General features: G+C 53.9%; 18 protein-coding genes. 9 read left to right on the top strand and 9 right to left on the bottom strand.

The annotated features are described in order from the left end of the window. Positions 1 to 582 (bottom strand): type 1 glutamine amidotransferase family protein, encoded by a 582-nt coding sequence (locus QZQ97_RS04075; protein WP_311992361.1) that lies wholly within the window; start codon positions 580 to 582, stop codon positions 1 to 3. A gap of 619 nt (positions 583 to 1,201) precedes the next feature. On the opposite strand from QZQ97_RS04075, the gene QZQ97_RS04080 reads away from it, so the two are divergent. Beyond that, complete coding sequence (locus QZQ97_RS04080; protein WP_311992362.1) at positions 1,202 to 1,633, top strand: GNAT family N-acetyltransferase; 432 nt, start codon at positions 1,202 to 1,204, stop codon at positions 1,631 to 1,633. Positions 1,634 to 1,661: 28 nt separating this feature from the next. On the opposite strand, the gene QZQ97_RS04085 is transcribed toward QZQ97_RS04080, so the two are convergent. Both QZQ97_RS04085 and yeaG read right to left on the bottom strand, forming a co-directional pair. Next, complete coding sequence (locus tag QZQ97_RS04085) at positions 1,662 to 2,933, bottom strand: YeaH/YhbH family protein (RefSeq protein ID WP_311992363.1); 1,272 nt, start codon at positions 2,931 to 2,933, stop codon at positions 1,662 to 1,664. A gap of 68 nt (positions 2,934 to 3,001) precedes the next feature. After that, positions 3,002 to 4,936 (bottom strand): protein kinase YeaG, encoded by a 1,935-nt coding sequence (gene yeaG / locus QZQ97_RS04090; protein ID WP_006322614.1) that lies wholly within the window; start codon positions 4,934 to 4,936, stop codon positions 3,002 to 3,004. A gap of 428 nt (positions 4,937 to 5,364) precedes the next feature. Between yeaG and QZQ97_RS04095 the strand changes: the two genes are divergently transcribed. Beyond that, on the top strand, positions 5,365 to 6,129 hold the full coding sequence (locus QZQ97_RS04095) for a MipA/OmpV family protein (RefSeq protein WP_311992364.1): 765 nt from the start codon (positions 5,365 to 5,367) through the stop codon (positions 6,127 to 6,129). 187 nt (positions 6,130 to 6,316) lie between these two features. Here the strand turns inward: QZQ97_RS04095 and QZQ97_RS04100 are convergent, their stop codons facing one another. Together QZQ97_RS04100 and gapA are read right to left on the bottom strand one after the other, a co-directional pair. Next, complete coding sequence (locus tag QZQ97_RS04100) at positions 6,317 to 7,192, bottom strand: D-hexose-6-phosphate mutarotase (protein WP_311992365.1); 876 nt, start codon at positions 7,190 to 7,192, stop codon at positions 6,317 to 6,319. Between the two features lie 79 nt (positions 7,193 to 7,271). Further along, positions 7,272 to 8,267, bottom strand: a complete 996-nt coding sequence (gene gapA / locus QZQ97_RS04105; RefSeq protein WP_311992366.1) for a glyceraldehyde-3-phosphate dehydrogenase — start codon at positions 8,265 to 8,267, stop codon at positions 7,272 to 7,274. Between the two features lie 348 nt (positions 8,268 to 8,615). Between gapA and msrB the strand changes: the two genes are divergently transcribed. Together msrB and QZQ97_RS04115 are read left to right on the top strand one after the other, a co-directional pair. Beyond that, complete coding sequence (msrB, locus tag QZQ97_RS04110; RefSeq protein ID WP_311992367.1) at positions 8,616 to 9,029, top strand: peptide-methionine (R)-S-oxide reductase MsrB; 414 nt, start codon at positions 8,616 to 8,618, stop codon at positions 9,027 to 9,029. 63 nt (positions 9,030 to 9,092) lie between these two features. Beyond that, positions 9,093 to 9,365: a YeaC family protein gene (locus tag QZQ97_RS04115; protein WP_311992368.1), complete on the top strand. Its 273-nt coding sequence runs from the start codon at positions 9,093 to 9,095 to the stop codon at positions 9,363 to 9,365. A 37-nt stretch (positions 9,366 to 9,402) separates the two neighbouring features. Here the strand turns inward: QZQ97_RS04115 and QZQ97_RS04120 are convergent, their stop codons facing one another. The 4 genes from QZQ97_RS04120 to sppA form a co-directional block, all read right to left on the bottom strand. After that, positions 9,403 to 10,683, bottom strand: a complete 1,281-nt coding sequence (locus QZQ97_RS04120; RefSeq protein WP_311992369.1) for a glycoside hydrolase family 18 protein — start codon at positions 10,681 to 10,683, stop codon at positions 9,403 to 9,405. A 232-nt stretch (positions 10,684 to 10,915) separates the two neighbouring features. After that, a complete protein-coding gene (gene pncA / locus QZQ97_RS04125; protein ID WP_311992370.1) occupies positions 10,916 to 11,548 on the bottom strand; it encodes a bifunctional nicotinamidase/pyrazinamidase in 633 nt (210 codons plus the stop codon). Positions 11,549 to 11,572: 24 nt separating this feature from the next. Beyond that, entirely contained in the window at positions 11,573 to 12,589 is a 1,017-nt protein-coding gene (gene ansA, locus QZQ97_RS04130; protein WP_212560079.1) for an asparaginase, read from the bottom strand. A gap of 93 nt (positions 12,590 to 12,682) precedes the next feature. Next, positions 12,683 to 14,539 (bottom strand): signal peptide peptidase SppA, encoded by a 1,857-nt coding sequence (gene sppA, locus QZQ97_RS04135; RefSeq protein WP_311992371.1) that lies wholly within the window; start codon positions 14,537 to 14,539, stop codon positions 12,683 to 12,685. A 160-nt stretch (positions 14,540 to 14,699) separates the two neighbouring features. Here sppA and QZQ97_RS04140 point away from each other — a divergent pair, with 160 nt between their 5' ends. From QZQ97_RS04140 to QZQ97_RS04160, 5 genes are all read left to right on the top strand, one after another. Then, positions 14,700 to 15,251 carry an NAD(P)H nitroreductase gene (locus QZQ97_RS04140; protein ID WP_311992372.1) on the top strand — a complete coding sequence of 184 codons (552 nt, stop codon included), beginning with the start codon at positions 14,700 to 14,702 and terminating at the stop codon, positions 15,249 to 15,251. Between the two features lie 156 nt (positions 15,252 to 15,407). After that, positions 15,408 to 16,451, top strand: coding sequence for a selenide, water dikinase SelD (gene selD, locus QZQ97_RS04145; RefSeq protein WP_311992373.1), 1,044 nt, complete (start codon positions 15,408 to 15,410; stop codon positions 16,449 to 16,451). Then, on the top strand, positions 16,451 to 17,569 hold the full coding sequence (gene mnmH / locus QZQ97_RS04150) for a tRNA 2-selenouridine(34) synthase MnmH (protein ID WP_311992374.1): 1,119 nt from the start codon (positions 16,451 to 16,453) through the stop codon (positions 17,567 to 17,569). Before selD ends, mnmH begins: the two co-directional genes overlap by 1 nt. Beyond that, positions 17,569 to 19,494 carry a DNA topoisomerase III gene (locus QZQ97_RS04155; RefSeq protein ID WP_006322602.1) on the top strand — a complete coding sequence of 642 codons (1,926 nt, stop codon included), beginning with the start codon at positions 17,569 to 17,571 and terminating at the stop codon, positions 19,492 to 19,494. Before mnmH ends, QZQ97_RS04155 begins: the two co-directional genes overlap by 1 nt. Beyond that, positions 19,491 to 19,784 (top strand): DUF1496 domain-containing protein, encoded by a 294-nt coding sequence (locus tag QZQ97_RS04160; protein WP_311992375.1) that lies wholly within the window; start codon positions 19,491 to 19,493, stop codon positions 19,782 to 19,784. Before QZQ97_RS04155 ends, QZQ97_RS04160 begins: the two co-directional genes overlap by 4 nt. The last annotated feature ends 10 nt before the right edge of the window (positions 19,785 to 19,794 follow it).

Consider the following 19,794-nt stretch of genomic DNA (forward strand, 5'->3'; position numbering starts at 1 on the left):
CTACGAGCCTGAAACAGGCTTGCTGTGTTCGGCCGCGTGCATGGACAAATAGGCTTTAAGATTATCGTCATTAAAACCAAGTACCCCCAAGATCTCAGCCATAAAACTGACGGGCGCTGTGCCTGGCGCAGTAACTACGCGTTGGTCTGCAACGGCATAGGGTACATCCTGATAGTACGCGGCGCCTGCATAGTTCAGTTGCGACAGGTTTTCAGCCGAATTAGAGGTATGGCGGAGGTTATCGAGCACGCCTGACTGCGCCAAGACGCGGGTTCCGTCGCAAATTCCGGCGACGACGATGTTCTTTCTGTGAGCCTCGGCGACCAAGGCCGTGATATCTGGTGCTTGCCCACTTTGCCAGGCTGTGCCGCCGCAGACGATCAACAGGTCAATATCGTTAAGTTTGATGGCGTCGATCGATAACTGTGGGGTAACCAGCAGACCTCCGGAAGACATAACCGAAGCGCCTTTGGGTGAAGCAAAACGGGTATCGAAACCGTAATAGCCGCGACAAGTGGAATTGATCAGCGCGGTTTCCCAATCGGAAAAGTTATCGGTAAGAACAGTTATGGCACATGTCATTGGCGCGTTTTCCCTTATGATGCTGAAAGATAGCCCACGGAATTGTTCACCCGCAGGATCCCAAGTTTAGTGGGCGTTACTGTCAATTTCTGGCAGCAGTGATTTTTCTGACGTCAAAAAGATCCCGCGCGACGGCGGGATTAAGGGATGATAGCTAGCTTTTGGATCTTATTCTGGTTACGAGCGAGGTGGTGTGAACCTTCGGAAGGTGACAGTAACCCACGTAAACTTTATGGACAAGTGAAAGATTCAAGTCGCTGCCTGTATCAGAATATCCTCAAACAGGGTTCTACGCGGTAGTTGGGGAGAGGTGAACGCGTTACTGTGGGACCACTTCCTTGTGGATAGTCGTCCTAACGTCGTTTCCGCTTGGTGTTGAAAGTACTTGTTTTTCTTTGCCGCCAATAAAGGACAAAGGAAAATACGACAACTGCCATCAAAACGACGATGATTGCGATTGGAAGTAGTTCCATAGCACCCACCTAAGATTGCAATTTGGCAACCCATTAAATAGGAATATTCCTAACCTGCGCAATGAGCAGCGCGTAAAGAAAACGTAATTAGGAATTCCCTTAGCGGTGGACTGCGTTAAGGGAAATAAATAAGGGGGGCAGGAAAAATGATTTTTCGCCTTGCAACAATGCAGGATATTAATGTTTTGATCGGTTTTGATACCGTTGCATCGCATGATCTGCACCGTCATACCGAGATCCGTGAGTGGTGCGAGGCCGGTGTCTGCCATGTTGTAGAGCTTGCTGGTGAAATGGTGGCTTATGGCGTGCTGCACTATCACTTTTACGGTTATGGGTTTATCGAAATTCTTATGGTCGATGAGCGGTTTCGACGCAGAGGCGTGGGGCGAAAGTTACTCGAACAATTAAAATCGCTTTGTGAGCGCCCCAAGCTTTTTACCTCGACTAACGATTCGAATTTACCCATAAAGAAGCTGTTATTGGAAGTCGGCTTTACTGAGAGCGGTTGTATTGAAAACCTGGATGAAAACGATCCTGAGAAGGTGTTCTTTTTTCCTGTAAAAGGAACAGCCAGCTAACAAGATTAGCTGGCTGTTTTAATAAATATTATGCCGTTTGCTTATGGAAAAGCTCGCGGAATACCGGGTAAATATCGTCCGGCTCACGGATATGCTGCATGGCGAAGTTATCGAATTTCACCTGCAGGTCTTCATATTCACGCCACAGCGTTTGGTGGGCGCGGCGCGTGATTTCGATGTAGCTGTAATAACGCACCATCGGCAGTAGTTTCTTCGCCAACAGTTCGTGGCACAACGGTGAGTCATCGGCCCAGTTATCGCCATCCGAGGCCTGTGCGGCATAGATGTTCCATTGAGCCGGGTCGTAACGCTCTTCAACCACTTCATTCATCAGTTTCAGCGCGCTGGAAACGATGGTGCCGCCGGTTTCCTGCGAGTAGAAGAATTCCTGCTCATCCACTTCCTTCGCCTGGGTGTGGTGGCGTATATACACCACGTCGACGTTTTTATAGGTTCTGCTCAGGAATAGATAGAGCAGGATATAGAAACGTTTTGCCATGTCCTTGGTGGCCTGATCCATGGAACCGGAAACGTCCATCAGGCAGAACATTACCGCCTGGCTGGAAGGTTCCGGACGACGTTCATAGTTCTTGTAACGCAAATCAAAAGTATCGATAAAGGGGACGCTTTCGATTTTTTTGCGCAGTTCGGCAATTTCTTTGCGCAGCCGCTCTTCTTCCAGCAGCTGCACCGGCTCGGTGTTTTCCAACTCGGTGAGCTCGTCTTCCAGTTCATGCAAGGCTCGCCGTTTTCCGGCGGTCATGGCGGTACGTCGCGCCAGCGAGTTTTGCAGCGAACGCACCACGCTGATATTGGCCGGCACGCCGTTGGCGGTGTAACCGGCCCTATGCGTTTTGTACTCGGTAAGCTGCTTATACTGATTCTTTTTCAGGTTCGGCAGCGCCAAATCCTCAAACAGCAGATCAAGGTATTCGTCTTTGGATATCTGAAAAACGAATTCATCCTCGCCTTCGCCGTCCTGGCTGGCGTTCCCCTGACCGCCGCCACCGCCGCCGCCGCCGCCCTGAGGGCGCTCGACACGGTCATTCTGCACAAAGTGATCGTTACCTGGATGAACGCGGTGGCGTGTGCCACCGCGGCCTTGATGAAACATCGGTTCGTTGATATCGCCATTGGGGATCGAAACCGACTCCCCGCTGTCCACGTCGGTGACCGAACGCTTGTTGATGGCTTCGGCAATCGACTGTTTGATTTGCGACTTGTAGCGGCGCAAGAAGCGCTGGCGGTTAACCATGCTCTTGTTTTTGCCGTTAAGCCGTCGGTCAATAAAATACGCCATACTTCCCCCAAACGACGTTGCCAACTTTCTACCTACGCCATCTCCATGACGCTAATTCTCATTAGCCGTTATGAAGACTTTCTGACCCGCAGATACCATTCACACAGCAGGCGAACCTGTTTGCGGGTATAGCCTTTTTCCATCATGCGGTCGACGAAGTCGTCGTGTTTCTTCTGCTCGTCCGTTGAGGTTTTAGCGTTAAACGAAATCACCGGCAGCAACTCTTCGGTGTTCGAGAACATTTTTTTCTCGATCACGGTACGCAGCTTCTCATAGCTGGTCCAGTTAGGGTTACGACCACTATTATTAGCACGGGCGCGCAGCACGAAGTTGACTATTTCGTTGCGGAAATCTTTCGGGTTGCTGATGCCGGCCGGTTTCTCGATTTTCTCCAGTTCAGCGTTCAGGGATTCGCGATCGAACAGCTGGCCGGTATCCGGATCACGGTACTCTTGATCCTGGATCCAGAAGTCTGCATAGGTCACGTAGCGGTCAAAAATGTTTTGACCGTATTCCGAATAGGATTCCAGATAGGCAGTCTGGATCTCTTTACCGATAAATTCGGCGTATTTCGGGATCAGATAGCCTTTCAGGTGTTCCAGATATTTTTCCGACTGATCCTGAGGGAATTGCTCACGCTCGATCTGCTGTTCCAGTACGTAGAACAGGTGTACCGGGTTAGCGGCTACCTCGGCGTGATCGAAGTTGAATACCCGCGACAGGATTTTGAACGCGAAACGGGTGGACAGGCCATTCATGCCCTCATCGACCCCAGCGTAGTCGCGGTATTCCTGATACGACTTGGCTTTTGGATCGGTGTCCTTCAGGCTTTCACCGTCATAGACGCGCATCTTCGAGTAAATGCTCGAGTTTTCCGGTTCTTTCAGGCGAGAGAGCACGGTAAAGCGTGCCAGCGTCTCCAGCGTGCCTGGCGCGCAAGGCGCATGGGTTAACTCACTGTGATCCAGCAGTTTGTCGTAGATTTTCATCTCTTCCGACACCCGCAGGCAGTACGGCACCTTGACGATATAAACGCGGTCGAGGAAGGCCTCGTTGTTTTTGTTGTTACGGAAGGTCACCCATTCGGATTCGTTGGAGTGAGCCAGAATAATCCCGCTGAACGGCAGGGCGGAGATGCCTTCGGTACCGTTATAGTTACCTTCCTGGGTGGCGGTCAGCAGAGGATGCAGCACTTTAATCGGCGCTTTGAACATCTCTACGAACTCCATAATCCCCTGGTTGGCACGGCACAGGGCGCCGGAATAGCCGTAGGCATCCGGATCGTTCTGGGCGTGGTTCTCCAGTTTACGGATGTCCACTTTCCCTACCAGCGCGGAGATGTCCTGGTTGTTCTCATCCCCCGGTTCCGTCTTGGCGATGGCAATCTGTTCCAGAATCGAAGGACGCACTTTCACTACTTTGAATTTGGTGATGTCGCCGCCAAATTCATGCAGGCGCTTCGCGGCCCACGGCGACATGATAGTGCCGAGGTAACGGTTCGGGATGTTGTATTCTTTTTCCAGAATATTGGCATCTTCCTGCGGATTAAACAGGCACAACGGATGGTCGTTGACCGGGCTGCGTTCTCCGTTGGCGCTCAGCGTGTAAATAGGTACGCGTTGCATCAGCGCTTTCAGGCGTTCCGCCAGCGATGATTTCCCGCCGCCCACCGGGCCCAACAGGTAAAGGATTTGTTTCTTCTCTTCGAGCCCTTGCGCGGCGTGTCTCAGGTAAGAAACTATCTGTTCAATAGCTTCTTCCATGCCGTAGAACTCTTCGAATGCCGGATAGCGTGCGATCACCCGGTTGGAGAACAGGCGAGACATGCGTGACTCAAGCGCGGTGTCGACCATAACGGGTTCGCCGATAGCCATCAGCAGACGTTCGGCCGCATTAGCATATGCACTGCGATCTTGCCGGCAAATGGTAAGAAATTCCTGCAGTGTGAACTCTTCGTCCTTGGCAGCTTCATAGCGCTGGCGATAGTGGTCAAATATGTTCATGATGCCCGTCCTTTTCGTTATTAGCACAGGTTAAAGGGAGCTGGTGATAGTGTTTTGGCTCCCGAAAGAAGAAGTTATTACCTGAGTACAGCAACCCGTATGCCAACTTGGTGCGCTTATTATCGCGAGTTGCGCTGTATTGCCACTGGGCCCAGGATAAATTCACCTTCTGATTAAGCTTAGTTGGCATACCGGAAAATTTCCTGCGCCATAAAAAGCTTTTTTTAAGTCATATCAATGACTCAGTTGTGACAGGGATGGCCAAACGCCTTGTCTGGCGCGGGTTGCGGCAAAAAACGTCATTGTTCTGCCATGATTAATTCATATTTCCGATCTAAGTTATTCGATCTTGGTCGTTTTCTATTGTAAAGATTAGGCGTGTAACGTTGTTTTCACATAAACTAAGTCGGCTATTAACCCTGTTATTTATGGAAAAAGAACCAGTGAAGATATTTCAACTCAAAACGCTAGCAATTATCGCTTCCGCAATGGTTTGCGCACAAAGTGCTCAGGCAGGAACCTGGTCGCTCGGTGCTGCAGCGCTGGTTAGCCCTGACGCGTACCGTGGTTATGATACTCGTGTCTACCCGGTACCGGTCATTAACTATGAAGGCGACGACTTCTACTTTCGCACGCTGACTGCCGGGTATTACCTGTGGAAAGATCAGGAAAATCAACTGAGCGTCATGGGGTATTACTCGCCGTTTGGCTACCGTCCCGGCGACAGCGACGACGATCGCATGAAGCGCCTGGATAAACGTCGCGGTACGTTGATGGCTGGTCTGGCTTATACCCATAATGCCGAGTGGGGCTCGATCCGATCCACCTTTACCGGTGATACTCTGGACAACAGCAACGGTTTGGTGGGGGATGTCGCCTATCTCTACAAATTCGATTTAGACGCTTTGACTCTGGTTCCTGGTGTGGGCGTGATGTGGAGCAGCAAAAACCAGAACAAATACTACTATGGCGTCAGCGATCACGAATCTCGCCGCAGTGGTCTGGACAGCTACACGCCAGGCGACAGCTGGGCACCTTATGTTGAGCTGAGTGCCAACTATCAGATCAACAAGGACTGGAATGCTTTCTTCACCGGGCGTTACATCCAACTGTCTGATGAAGTCAAAGACAGCCCAATGGTTGATAAATCTTACACCGGGTTGTTGATGACGGGTGTGAGCTACAGCTTCTAAAATCAAATTGCACAAATATCGTGCAATGGCTGCATTATAAAGGGGCGCTTGCGCCCCTTTTGCACATCTGTAGTGCATTAAATGATGCTGATAGGGCGCTGACATCGTGCAGGTAGCGTGGAATATGTCGTTTGAGTGGCCGGCAGAGGAAACTCAGCAGGGCGAGCGGTTCGTCGCCCTGAAAGCATCAGGCTTTTTTACGGCTGCGGAAGGTTACCGCCAGCCGTGCAGGTTGTTCGCCTGCGGCCACCAGTGGTTTACTGATGCGGCCGGTTTCCACGCAAACCATGGTTTTATAACCGTCATTCGCCATATCCGCCATGCTGCAGGACAGTTCCACGCCCGGATTCCAGGCAATTACATCGCTCATATGATGGTGATGAACCTCAATGGTGCGTTGTAGCGCAGGATCTTTGATCAGGCTGAAAGCGTCCGGCTTGGTGTAGACCCGATCGGTTTGGCCAATAAACGCCACATCCCCAGTCTGGCGAGCTTCTGCCCCACCAGCCACTTTGTCGAGATAAGGTTCGCCGAGGCCTGCAACTTTAACTTGTTCAATATCACCGATCTGGAAGTAAGTATGCAGCGCAGCGGTAGCCTGGTAGTCGCCGTGGGACTCCAGCTCGATCTCGCATTCCTCACCCAGCTTGAAACGGGCAATCAGCGTAAAGGCATGTGGCCACAACTTACGGGTTTGCTCATTGTCTTTCAGCGTAAAGGTCAGAATGACGCCGCTGTCGTCTTCATCATGCGCGGTCAGGCTCCAGGGTTGATTGCGGGCGAAACCGTGCGAAGGTTGTGCTACCGGGCCAAACCAGGGCCAGCAAATAGGCACGCCGCCGCGAATGGCGCTCCCTTTTTTGAATGGCGTGTTATTGCTCAGCCAGATAACCGGTTTGTCGCCGGCAGGTTGCCAGGCCAGCAGGTGCGCGCCCTGTAGCGCGACAGCAGCACGAACTTTCGGGTGGGAAACGACCACCACCGACAGTTCTTCGAGCTGACGTTGACTGATGTAAGGTGAAATTTGTTCGGTAACGGGCAGGGTGAAAATTTTTTCGTTCATTATGTAGCCTTTTGTTTGCCGTAGAAACAAAAAAGGGCGACAAAAATGTCGCCCTCATTATCAGCTTTACATCATTCCATTATTTGGAGATGTGAGCGATCAGATCCAGAACTTTGTGGGAGTAACCGGTTTCGTTGTCGTACCAGGAAACCAGTTTCACGAAGTTGTCGTTCAGTGCGATACCTGCTTTGGCGTCGAACACGGAAGTCAGGATTTCGCCATTGAAGTCGGTAGAAACCACTTCGTCTTCAACATAACCCAGAACGCCTTTCATAGAACCTTCAGAAGCGTCTTTGATGGCTTTCTTGATTTCTTCGTAAGTCGCTGCTTTTTCCAGACGAACGGTCAGGTCAACTACAGACACGTTTGGAGTTGGAACGCGGAACGCCATACCGGTCAGTTTGCCTTTCAGCTCTGGCAGAACGATGCCAACTGCTTTAGCTGCGCCGGTAGAAGAAGGGATGATGTTCTGGGATGCGCCGCGGCCGCCGCGCCAGTCTTTGTGAGACGGGCCATCAACGGTTTTTTGAGTAGCGGTGGTCGCGTGAACGGTAGTCATCAGACCTTCGACGATGCCGAAGTTGTCGTTGATAACTTTAGCCAGCGGAGCCAGGCAGTTGGTGGTGCAAGATGCGTTGGAAACGATATCCTGGCCAGCATATTTTTCAAAGTTTGCGCCGCGTACGAACATTGGGGTCGCGTCTTTTGAAGGGCCGGTCAGAACAACTTTCTTAGCGCCTGCAGTGATGTGTTTACGTGCGGTTTCGTCGGTCAGGAAGATACCGGTCGCTTCTGCAACCACGTCAACACCCACTTCGTTCCACTTCAGGTTAGCCGGGTCTTTCTCTGCGGTAACACGGATGGTTTTGCCGTTAACAACCAGATGGCCGTCTTTGACTTCTACAGTGCCCTTGAAACGGCCGTGAGTAGAGTCATATTTCAGCATGTAAGCCATGTACTCTGCGTCCAACAGGTCGTTGATTGCAACGATCTCGATGTCGGAACGTTCTTGAGCAGCACGGAAAACAATGCGACCGATACGGCCAAAACCGTTGATACCTACTTTGATAGTCATATATTCCACCAGCTATTTGTTAGTGAATAAAAGGTTGGTTGTAAAATTACAAAAACCTTACCAAGCGTCAAGCGGAATCGTGTCAATTCTTGCTGCAAATCAAATCACGGAGCTTGATCTGCGTGCTTATTGCACATTCCGTTTGCGTTCGGCCTCATCCGTTATATGGGGTCAAACCGCTAAGTATAAAGTCACGCTGCTTCATATGTGTGATCGGTATCACATAATGCCGCGACGTGACCTTTATGCGCTACAGTTTAGGCCAAAAATCACTGCAATGTTGTTAATTTTTTGTTATTATTACTCATTGTTTTCGTTGACATTATCCACATTCAGAGAATCACGCAAATGGCTAAAGACACAACCCCTGACCATCCGGCCACGGAACTGAATGAAATCCAACGTTATGTGACCCAACAACGTGGTACCGAAGCGCCGTATTCCGGTAAATTGCTGCACAACAAGCGCGAAGGTGTATACCATTGCCTGTGTTGCAATCATCCGCTGTTCTATTCCGACAGCAAGTATGACTCCGGCTGTGGCTGGCCAAGCTTCTATGAGCCGGTATCCGACGATGCGATTCGTTATATTGATGATAATTCGCACAATATGCATCGGATAGAGATTCGCTGCGGCCAGTGTGACGCTCATCTGGGACACGTATTCCCTGATGGCCCGCAGCCTACCGGTGAGCGCTTTTGCGTAAACTCGGCTTCGCTGAGTTTTACCGACGGTGAGAACGGCGAAAAAACCGCCGGCTGAGGATTGTTCAGCCAGAAAAATCGATTCAGCTAATTATTCTTCCACGAGTGAGGAAATGCTCTGATGGACGTGAAAGACCTGATTGCCGCAATGACCCCCGAAATCTATCAGCGCCTGGTGCGGGCCGTAGAATTGGGCAAATGGCCAGACGGCGTTGCGCTGACGCCGGAACAGAAAGAAAACAGTCTGCAGGCGGTGATGCTGTGGCAGTCGTTGAACAATGCCGATCCGCAACATATGACGATTGGCACTGACGGTCAGATTGTGATGAAGAGCAAGCAGGAGCTGAAACAGCAGTTCGTTGCTGAACCGCTGGTTAAGTTGAAGCCGCAATAAATCGAACAGAAGGGCGATGCAAGCATCGCCCTCTGGTTTAGCGTTTCCCGCCGTTTATCCCCAGCGATTCTGCCAACTGGCGTGCCAGCCGATTGTTGTCGTCTGCACCATACTCCCAGAACATGGCTCCGCCCAGCCCTTTGCTTTTGATGTAGTCAGCCTTGATCGCGACCGAACGCGGATTCTCATACGAAATAGCAAACAACGGTTTGCCCTCGGCGGATTGCAGGGTCAGGTAAGGGACCTGAGCGTCACTGTCCCAATGGGCGCTGAAGCGACGCTGCGGATCGTTCAGTAGTTTGCTGACGATATCGTTGTACTTGAAATAGCTGTCCTTGGTCAGATCCAACCCCAGTGACTTGAACACGGCGGTTTCACGCGCGGTAAAATAGGGTTGGGTAACCGGGTTTTTGGCCGCATCCGCTTTATCCCAATCGATACCCGGCTCCGTAGCCCGTTTGGGCACCCGGCCGTAAAAGCCGATGCCCAGGTTCAACTGTGCGGGCTTCAGCCCGGCAGCCAGATAGTTATCCACGACAAAATTGGCGCTGTAACGATCGGCGGCGGCGACGGTCGGCCACTGTTTGGAGTCATACAGGTTGGAATTGAAATACTGGGTGCCGTATGCCATGTCGTAGGTCATCAGATTGATGTAATCGAGGTAGGGCGCAATGCCTTTCACATCTACCCATTCCTGCGGACTTTTGGCATTGGCACCGACAGCGATGGTCAGTAATTTCCCTTTATCCAGCGCCTTATGCAGTTCCCCCAGAAGGAGGGTGAAATTGGCTCGATCCGCAGGTTGGCTCTCGACCAGGCCCCAGGCGCCGTTGACCGGGTATTCCCAGTCGAGATCGATGCCGTCCAGTTGATAATGTTTAATCACCTGTTGTACCGAGCGGATAAAGATAGCCCGGCTTTCCGGGGTGGCAGCGACGCCGGAAAAACCGCGCGCTCCCCAACCGCCAACGGAAAGCAGCACCTTCAACTCCGGATTTTGCTTGCGCAATACCGGCAGCAATTTCAGATCGGCCTCAACCTTCGGCGATAAATAGATCTGATGCAGACGCGCCGGATCTTTCAGCGCCGAGTTGGTTTCCTCTTTCTCGTTGTTGTAAATCAGGCCGAAGGAGTAATTGAGGTGGGTGATTTGGGTGACATCCAGCTTGTTGATATCGCCGCCGGGGCCGGCAGTGACGTCGCCGCCACCGTTAAAATAACCGACGGACAGGTAAGAAGCCGCGTGAGCCATGCCGGCGCCGGCCATACCTAACTGCACCGCTACCAGCAAAGGCAGCAGTTTACGGGGTAATGCCATGTTATCTCCTTTGGTCGACAAGGCCGACCGAAACCGCCTCAGGCGGTAATATAAAGCCGGGCTCAAAAGGGCCCCGGATGCGTATAACCCATTGATGCCAAGGCATCAGCAGTCATAACAGCAAAAGCGACGCGCACGAACAAGATGTAATCACAGGAGAATGGTTGGAATGTGAGCGATGTCGAGATTTGCGCGGGGGGGAAGAAGCGGGCGCGCTGGGCGCCCGATGGAATTAACGTGCGATGAATTGTGACAGGGTAACGAGTCGTGCGCCAGCCTGTTCCATCGCCTGGAGCGCTTTCCGGCTATCGTCTGGTTGCAAATCGACACCACGGCAGCCGTCGGTAATGACTGCGGTCTTATACCCAAGCTCCAGGGCATCCAGAACGCTGAATTTCACGCAGTAATCGGTCGCCAGCCCCATGATGGCCAAATGAGTAACGGCCTGTGCTCTCAACCAGCCGTCCAGCGCGGTTTGCGCGCGGTGGCCGTTGTCAAAGAATGCGCTGTAGCTGTCGATATCCGGGTTTTGGCCCTTTTGGAACACGGCGTCAATCGCCTGTTTATGCAACTGCGGATGTAATTGCGCTCCTGGGCTTTCCTGCACACAGTGCACCGGCCACCACACCTGCGGCAACCCTTCCAGCTCACCCAGCGTGTTGACCTTATTCCCTGAATTCACTGCAAAGCTACGGTGATTGGCAGGGTGCCAGTCTTGGCATGCGACCACCGGTTCACCGCGTGCTACGCAGGCGGCTATCGCCTGATTGGCGGCGATAACGGTGGCATCGCCGTCCGTTACCGCCAACGCGCCGCCGGGGCAAAAATCATTTTGCAAATCGATCAACAACAGGGCTGTTTTCATCTCGGCTCCGTAATCTGGGCAGGGTTAGCCCGTAATACTCAGCTCGCCGCGCAGGTTTTGCTGCATCTGACTGCGGATTTGTTCCGGCGTCAGCGGTTGGCTCAGCAAATAATGCAGTTTAGTCAACGCCGCTTCAACGGTCATGTCAAAGCCGCTGATGACCCCGGCATGGGCCAATGCATTACCGGTAGCATAGCCTTCCATGTTCACCCGGCCAGAGATGCACTGCGTCAGATTCACCACCACGATGCCGCGTTCAGATGCGTCACGTAATTCATCGACAAGTTCCGCTTTTTGCGGTGCATTGCCCACGCCATAAGAGCGCAAAATCAGTGCTTTCACCGGTTGCAAGAGGAAGTTGCGCACCACCGCGCCGGAAATCCCCGGATAAATCGTCACCACGCCGATCGGTTGCGGCGTAATGTTGTGGACCTGCAATTCACCATTACAAACAGGGCTGTCGATGCCGTTCTGGCGGCGGATGTGAATCCCGGCTTCCAGCAGCGGCGGCAGGTTGGGCGAAGCAAAGGCGTCAAAACCGTCTGCATGCGCTTTGGTGGTGCGATTGCCCCGAAACAGCTTGTTGTTGAAGAACAGGCTGACTTCATTTACCGGATGATTGGCGGCCAGATAGAGCGAGTTCAGCAGGTTGGTTTGGCCGTCTGAGCGCAGTTCCGCCAGGGGAATTTGCGAGCCGGTCACGATCACCGGTTTGTCCAGATTTTCCAGCATGAACGACAACGCTGAGGCGGTGAAGGCCATGGTGTCGGTACCGTGCAGAATGACGAAGCCGTCATAACGATCGTAATTGCGTTTGATGTCGTCGGCGATGTGCTGCCAATCTTCCGGTGTCATGTCTGAAGAGTCGATCAGCGGCGCGTATTCATGAATGGTGAAATCCGGCATTTCCGGCCGGTGGAACTCAGGCATCAGTGCCAGTTGGCGCTGAAGATGGCCGGAAACCGGAATGTAGCCCTGTTCCGAGCGTTGCATACCGATGGTACCGCCGGTGTAGGCGACGTAAATGGATTTTTTTTGCATAGTAATTGTTTTAACAGAAATAAGATGGGCTGAATTATAGGGGGATAACGGCAGAAAAAAAGCCCGGCGTGTGCCGGGCGCAGGAATATTTTGTTAGCGGACTTCTCCGCAGGTCAAACAGATGGCATAGCGGTTTTGCGGATCGTTCAGATTGTTGAACAATCCAGGTTGTTCCTTCACCGCCATGGCGACCGATGCCAGCGGAGCCGGCAGCATCGACTGAATGGCCGCCGGCAACATGGCGTGAATAGATACGCCAAACTGACTGAGCACCATGTCGGTCAGGCTTGGGGTATCGACAAACCAGTTAAGCTGCCACTGTTTCAGTTTCGCCAACTCGGCGGCTTTCTTCACCGCATCGTCGAAATCGCCCAACTGATCGACCAGGCCATTGGCTTTGGCGTCACTGCCGAGCCACACGTGGCCTTGAGCGATCTGATCGACCTGTGGTGGCGTCATTTTGCGCGACTTGGCAACCAGATCGATAAAGTTTTTATACCCGTTCTCGATATTCAACTGCATCATTTGCGAGAACTCCGGCGGCAGCGCCTTGGTCACGGCGAGATCCGCCAGCGGCGAAGTTGCGACACCGTCGGTATGCACGCCGATGCTGTCCAGCGTTTGTTCGTAGGTATTGATCACCCCGAAGATGCCAATGGAGCCGGTGAGGGTGCTTGGGCTGGCGATAATATAGTCCGCCGGCGTAGAAACCCAATAGCCGCCAGAAGCCGCCATGCCGCCCATCGACACCACCACAGGTTTGCCTGCGGCACGGACAGCAGCCAGTTCAGAACGGATCACTTCGGAAGCGCTGACGCTACCTCCTGGGCTGTTCACGCGGAACACAACCGCTTTGATTGCCGGGTCGAGACGCGCCTGCCGCAGCTGTGCGGCTGTGGTATCCCCCCCAACGGTGCCCGGCGTTTGCGGGCCGTCCATAATGGCGCCATTGGCAAATACCACGGCGATTTTGCCGCCCTGATCCGGCGTCGGTTTTGGCTGGTAATCGTAAATGCTGGTGGCGTTGAAGTCATTAGACTGCTTGTCCCAACCGAAGGTTTTTATCAGTTGGTTCTCGATGACGGTACGTGACGCCAGCTCATCCACCAATTTGCTGTCCAGCGCAAACTTGGCGGTATCCCCGCCGGCGGCTTGCAAGCCAGTCAGCACGCCTGCCGCACCCGGGAACAGCTGTTGCGGCGTGATCTGACGGTTGGCCGCCACGGTCTCCAGATAATTCTGCCATAGCCCGCCGATCCAGCGGCTGTCAGCCTCGCGCGCCGCTGGTGACATATCGTCTCGGATCAGGGGTTCCACGGCCGATTTGTAGGTGCCGACGCGGAAAATGTTGGTGGTAACCTTGAGTTTTTCCAACAGCGATTTGTAGTAAAGGTTGTTGGTGGCAAAACCGTGCAGATCGACCGCGCCCTGTGGCGACAGATAAACCTTATTGGCGTAGCTGGCCAGATAATATTGCGTCTGGTTATAGCTGTCGCCAATGGCGAAGATCGGCTTGCCGCTGTCGCGGAATTCGCGCAGCGCCTTGCCGATGTACTGCAGCGAAGGTTGATCGGCGCCGGCAAAGTCATTCAGCTGCAATACCATGCCGGTAATGTTTTTGTCGTCTTTTGCCTTGCGGATGCTGTCAACCACATCGAACAGCGAGTTTTCCTGCAGACGATTGCTGGAAGCACCCAACAGCTCGCGGCCCCACTGGCGGACTTTGTTGTTCATCGACGGTTGGTCAACGACCACGCCGCTCAGATCAACCAGCAGCGCACCGCGCGTCGGGACGGCAGGGGTAGTGGAACTCTGGAACGAAAGATAAATACCGACCCCAACCAGGATCAGTAACACCAAGAACAGATTAAGGATCAGTTCCCTGATAAAGTTCAGCAGACGCCATGTCCACCTGAAAACGCCGGCAATGATTTGCCACAATGTGCGCATGTGCTCTCCAACAAGAGTCGAGAATGTTCCGCTATCCTAATGAGCGGCCGAAGAAATGTCAGCTTTAAATCGAGGGTCACAGAGGCTATTGCCGAGGCTGTAACTCGACGTTGAGCTATGTTAACGTGATCTTAATGAAAATTGTTATCAGGAGTTTACAATGGATGCACTGGATCTTTTACTGAATCGCCGTTCTGCATCGCGCCTCGCGGCTCCAGCGCCAACGGGGGATATTCGTCAGAATATCATCAATGCGGGCCTTCGTGCGCCCGATCACGGCGCGTTGCAGCCGTGGCGTTTTGTGATAATCGAGAATCAGGGTCTGGAGCGTTTCAGCCAATTGTTACAAACTGCTGCGAAACAGGATCAGATGGATGACGCTGCGATAGAAAAGGCGACAAAGGCGCCGTTCCGCGCTCCGCTGATCATCACGGTGGTGGCGTATTGCAACGAAGAAACCAAGGTGCCGCGCTGGGAGCAGGTAGTTTCTGCCGGGTGTGCGGTGCAGGCGATGCAAATGGCCGCCCTGGCGCAGGGCTTCAACGGGATCTGGCGCACGGGCGCCTGGACCGAGCACCCACTGGTTCGCGAGGCCTTCGGTTGTCGCGAGCAGGACGAAATCGTCGGTTTCCTCTATCTGGGCACCCCACAGTTGAAAGCCTCTACTAAAGTTGTCGCCCCCGACAGCACGCCGTTCGTCAGTTACTTCTGAATCCTGCCGCGGGGTTGGGCGAAAATGCGCCGAATCTCGCAATTCCGCCTTGTTTCTGAGCAGGCTGTACGGTTATCGGCAGCCCGCGCTTATCAATCCCGTCGGCAAGCGCTACCCTATGATATCTTGAATGCCGTTAACCGAAGGGAGTGGTATATGACATCGCCAACGATCCGTTTGACCCAGTACAGCCATGGTGCCGGCTGTGGTTGCAAAATCTCGCCGAAAGTTCTCGAAACCATTCTGCACAGCGAACGTGAAAAGTTTGTCGATCCGCGCTTGCTGGTGGGTAATGAAACCCGCGACGATGCGGCGGTGTATGACATCGGCAATGGCGTTGGCATCATCAGTACCACCGACTTTTTTATGCCGATCGTCGACAACCCGTTTGATTTCGGCCGTATCGCCGCCACCAACGCCATCAGTGACGTCTACGCCATGGGCGGCAAACCGATCATGGCGATAGCCATTCTCGGCTGGCCAATCGCCACACTGTCGCCGGAAGTGGCGCAGCAGGTGATTGACGGCGGGCGTTACGCTTGCCAACAGGCGGGTATCGCGTTGGCCGGCGGCCACTCGATTGACGCGCCTGAACCTATTTTTGGCCTGGCGGTAACCGGTATCGTTAATACCGAACGGGTCAAGAAAAACAGCGCCGCGCAAGCCGGCACCAAATTATTCCTCACCAAGCCGTTAGGTATTGGCGTACTGACCACTGCCGAGAAGAAAAGCAAACTGCGGCCTGAACATGAAGGCCTGGCGACTGAGGTGATGTGCCAACTGAACAAGCCGGGGGCTGACTTTGCCGAGGTCGTCGGCGTGACGGCGATGACTGACGTCACCGGCTTTGGGTTGTTGGGCCACCTGAGCGAGGTTTGTCAGGGTTCCGGTCTGCAGGCGACGCTGTGGTTTGACCGGGTACCGAAACTGCCGGATGTCGAACGTTATATCGCCGAAGGTTGCGTGCCGGGCGGCACCGGGCGTAATTTTGACAGCTACGGCCACCTGATTGGCGAAATGACCGATCTGCAGCGCCAATTGTTGTGCGATCCGCAGACGTCCGGTGGCCTGCTGCTGGCGGTGCTGCCAGAAGCGGAACAGCAGGTGCTGGCGATTGCCGAACGCCACGGTATTCCGCTCACCGCTATCGGTGAACTGCATACGGCAACGCCGGGCAAGCCACTGATTGAGGTTGCGTAGTGTCCCCGACTCCACCACGGGCCGACACCCATGACTATCGTCGTGTTTTTTTGCAGGATATTCCGCTGATTGATGTGCGAGCGCCGGTTGAGTTCCAACAGGGTGCCTTCGCCAATGCGCTGAATCTGCCGCTAATGAATGACAGCGAGCGGCAGGCGGTGGGCACCTGCTATAAACAGCAGGGGCAGCATGCGGCGTTAGCGCTGGGCCACAGTTTGGTAAACGGCAGGTTGCGTGAACAGCGCACGGCGGCCTGGCTGGCACAGTGCGCCCAATGGCCGGAAGGGTATATCTACTGTTTCCGTGGTGGTTTGCGTTCACAACTGGCACAGCAGTGGCTGCGTGAGGCTGGGGTGGCATACCCGCGTATCAGCGGCGGTTACAAGGCGTTGCGTCATTTCCTGCTCGGCACGCTGGAACAGAGCGCAAAATTGCCCATGGTGCTGGTCGGCGGCAATACCGGCAGCGGTAAAACCCTGTTGGTCAACGAGTTGGCAGAGGGGATCGATCTGGAAGGCGCAGCGCGCCATCGCGGTTCATCTTTTGGCCGAACGCTGGTGGCGCAGAGCTCACAGATTGATTTTGAGAATCGTCTGGCTGTGTTATTGCTGAAAAAACAGCATGGTGGCTGCCGCCGTTGGATCCTGGAGGATGAAGGGCGCATTATCGGCAGTAATAATCTGCCGCTGCCGATCTTCAACCGCATGCAGCAAGCGCCGGTGGCCGTTATTGACGATCCCTTTGAGGTGCGTTTGGCGCGGCTGCAGGATGAATATATCGTTCGCATGCGCATGGGGTTCGAACAGACTTACGGTGCGGAGCTGGGCTGGCAGAAATACGCTGAGTATCTGCATCACGGCCTGTTCGCCATTCGCCGCCGCCTGGGAATGGAACGCTTCCAACTGCTGACGCAGCGGCTGGAATGGGCGTTGCAATTCCAGCATGCCAGCGGTAATAGTGACGCGCATCAGGAGTGGCTGGTGCCGTTGTTGCAGCACTACTATGATCCGATGTATCACTATCAATTGGAAAAGAAATCCCGGCGGATTGCCTTCCGCGGGAATTATGCTGAAGTAAGAGAATTCCTGATGACGTACAGCCAGAATAACGGTGAATAATGCGACTGTTTATTGCCGAGAAACCGAGTTTGGCGCGCGCCATTGCCGACGTTCTTCCCAAACCGCATCGCCGCGGTGACGGGTTTATCGCCTGCGGCAACAACGATGTGGTCACCTGGTGTGTGGGCCATTTATTAGAGCAGGCACAGCCGGATGCCTACGATAGCCGCTATGCGCGCTGGTCGTTGGCGGATCTGCCCATTATCCCCGAAAAGTGGCAACTGCAGCCGCGTCCCTCGGTCAGCAAACAGCTGAATGCCATCAAAAAGCTGTTGCATGAGGCCGATGAGGTGGTACATGCCGGTGACCCGGACCGCGAAGGGCAATTGCTGGTGGACGAGGTGCTGGACTATCTGGCATTGACGCCGGAGAAACGTCACAGCGTGCGCCGTTGCCTGATTAACGATCTCAACCCGCAGGCGGTGGAGCGCGCCATCGATCGGTTGCGTGACAACCGCGACTTTATCCCGCTGTGCGTCTCTGCGCTGGCGCGTTCCCGCGCTGACTGGCTGTATGGCATCAACATGACCCGCGCCTATACCATTTTAGGGCGAAATGCCGGCTATGACGGCGTGTTGTCCGTTGGGCGGGTGCAAACGCCGGTGCTGGGATTAGTGGTGCGGCGTGATGAAGAGATTGAAAACTTTGTGCCGAAAGACTTCTTTGAAGTCAAAGCGCACATTGTGACGCCAAAGGAAGAGCGCTTTGTCGCGCTTTGGCAGCCAAGTGACTCCTGTGAACCTTATCAGGACGAAGAAGGGCGCTTGCTGCACCGGCCGCTGGCGGAGCATGTACTTAAACGCATTGAGGGCCAGCCGGCGCTGGTCACGTCCTATAATGATAAACGGGAATCAGATACCGCGCCGCTGCCGTTTTCGCTCTCGACGCTGCAGATTGAGGCATCCAAACGTTTCAACCTGAGTGCACAACAGGTATTGGACGTATGCCAGCGGTTGTACGAAACCCATAAGCTGATCACCTACCCGCGTTCTGACTGCCGTTACCTGCCGGAAGAACATTTCGCCGGGCGTCATGCGGTGCTTAATGCGATCAGCGTTCATCAGCCGGATCTTTACCCGCAACCGGTGATCGACAACGATCGCCGCAACCGTTGTTGGGACGACAAAAAAGTCGATGCCCACCACGCCATTATTCCCACCGCCCGTGCCAGCAAAGTGAGCCTCAGCCAGGACGAACTGAACGTCTACGGACTGGTGGCGCGCCAGTATCTGATGCAGTTTTGTCCGGATGCCATGTTCCGCAAATGCGTGATTGAGCTGGATATCGCCGGCGGTAAATTCGTTGCCAAGGCGCGTTTCCTGGCCGAGGCGGGCTGGAGAACGCTGCTGGGCAGCAAAGAACGCGATGAAGAAAACGAAGGTTCTCCGCTGCCGGTAGTGGCGAAAGATGATGAACTGCTGTGCGAACGTGGTGAGGTGGTGGAACGTCAGACGCAGCCTCCGCGGCCCTTTACCGATGCCAGCCTGCTTTCTGCCATGACCGGCATAGCGCGTTTCGTACAAGATAAAGCGCTAAAGAAAATCCTGCGAGCGACCGATGGTTTAGGTACTGAGGCGACGCGTGCGGGCATCATTGAGTTACTGTTCAAGCGGGCGTTTTTGTATAAAAAGGGGCGTTATATTCATTCCAGCGAAACCGGCCGGGCGTTGATCCATTCGCTGCCGGATATTGCGGCTCGCCCTGATATGACGGCCAATTGGGAAGCTACGCTGACGCAAATCAGCGAGAAATCCTGCCGCTATCAGGACTTTATGCAACCCTTGGTAGGCACTTTGCAGGAGCTGATTTATCAGGCCAAGCAAAGCCGGGCGAGTATGGCGTTTCGCGGGCTGCCGCCGTCACCTTCCGCCGGGGCAAAAAAACGCAAGAAAAGCGCCGGCAAGGCGCGGGAGAAAAGCGAATGAATCACAGATTACTGATGCTGGCCGCAGGCGGGTTGTTGTTTTCCACTGCAGCGGTGGCCCACCGTGGTGATGTGGATGTGGTGTTACCGGTGGCGCCGGAAATCTGGGGCACGGCAAAAAACGCAGCTGCTCAGCCGGCAGCACAACCCTGCAGTCGCTGCTGCATTTATCAGGATCAAAATTATTCTGAAGGGGCGGTGCTCAAGATCGAAGGGGAAATGCTGCAATGTACGCGCGATCCCAACGTAGTTGGCACGAATCCGTTGGTTTGGATCCGTTTGAAAAAGTGACGCTGTAACC

It is taken from the genome of Serratia sp. root2 (assembly GCF_031931805.1).
Lineage (GTDB): Bacteria > Pseudomonadota > Gammaproteobacteria > Enterobacterales > Enterobacteriaceae > Serratia > Serratia inhibens.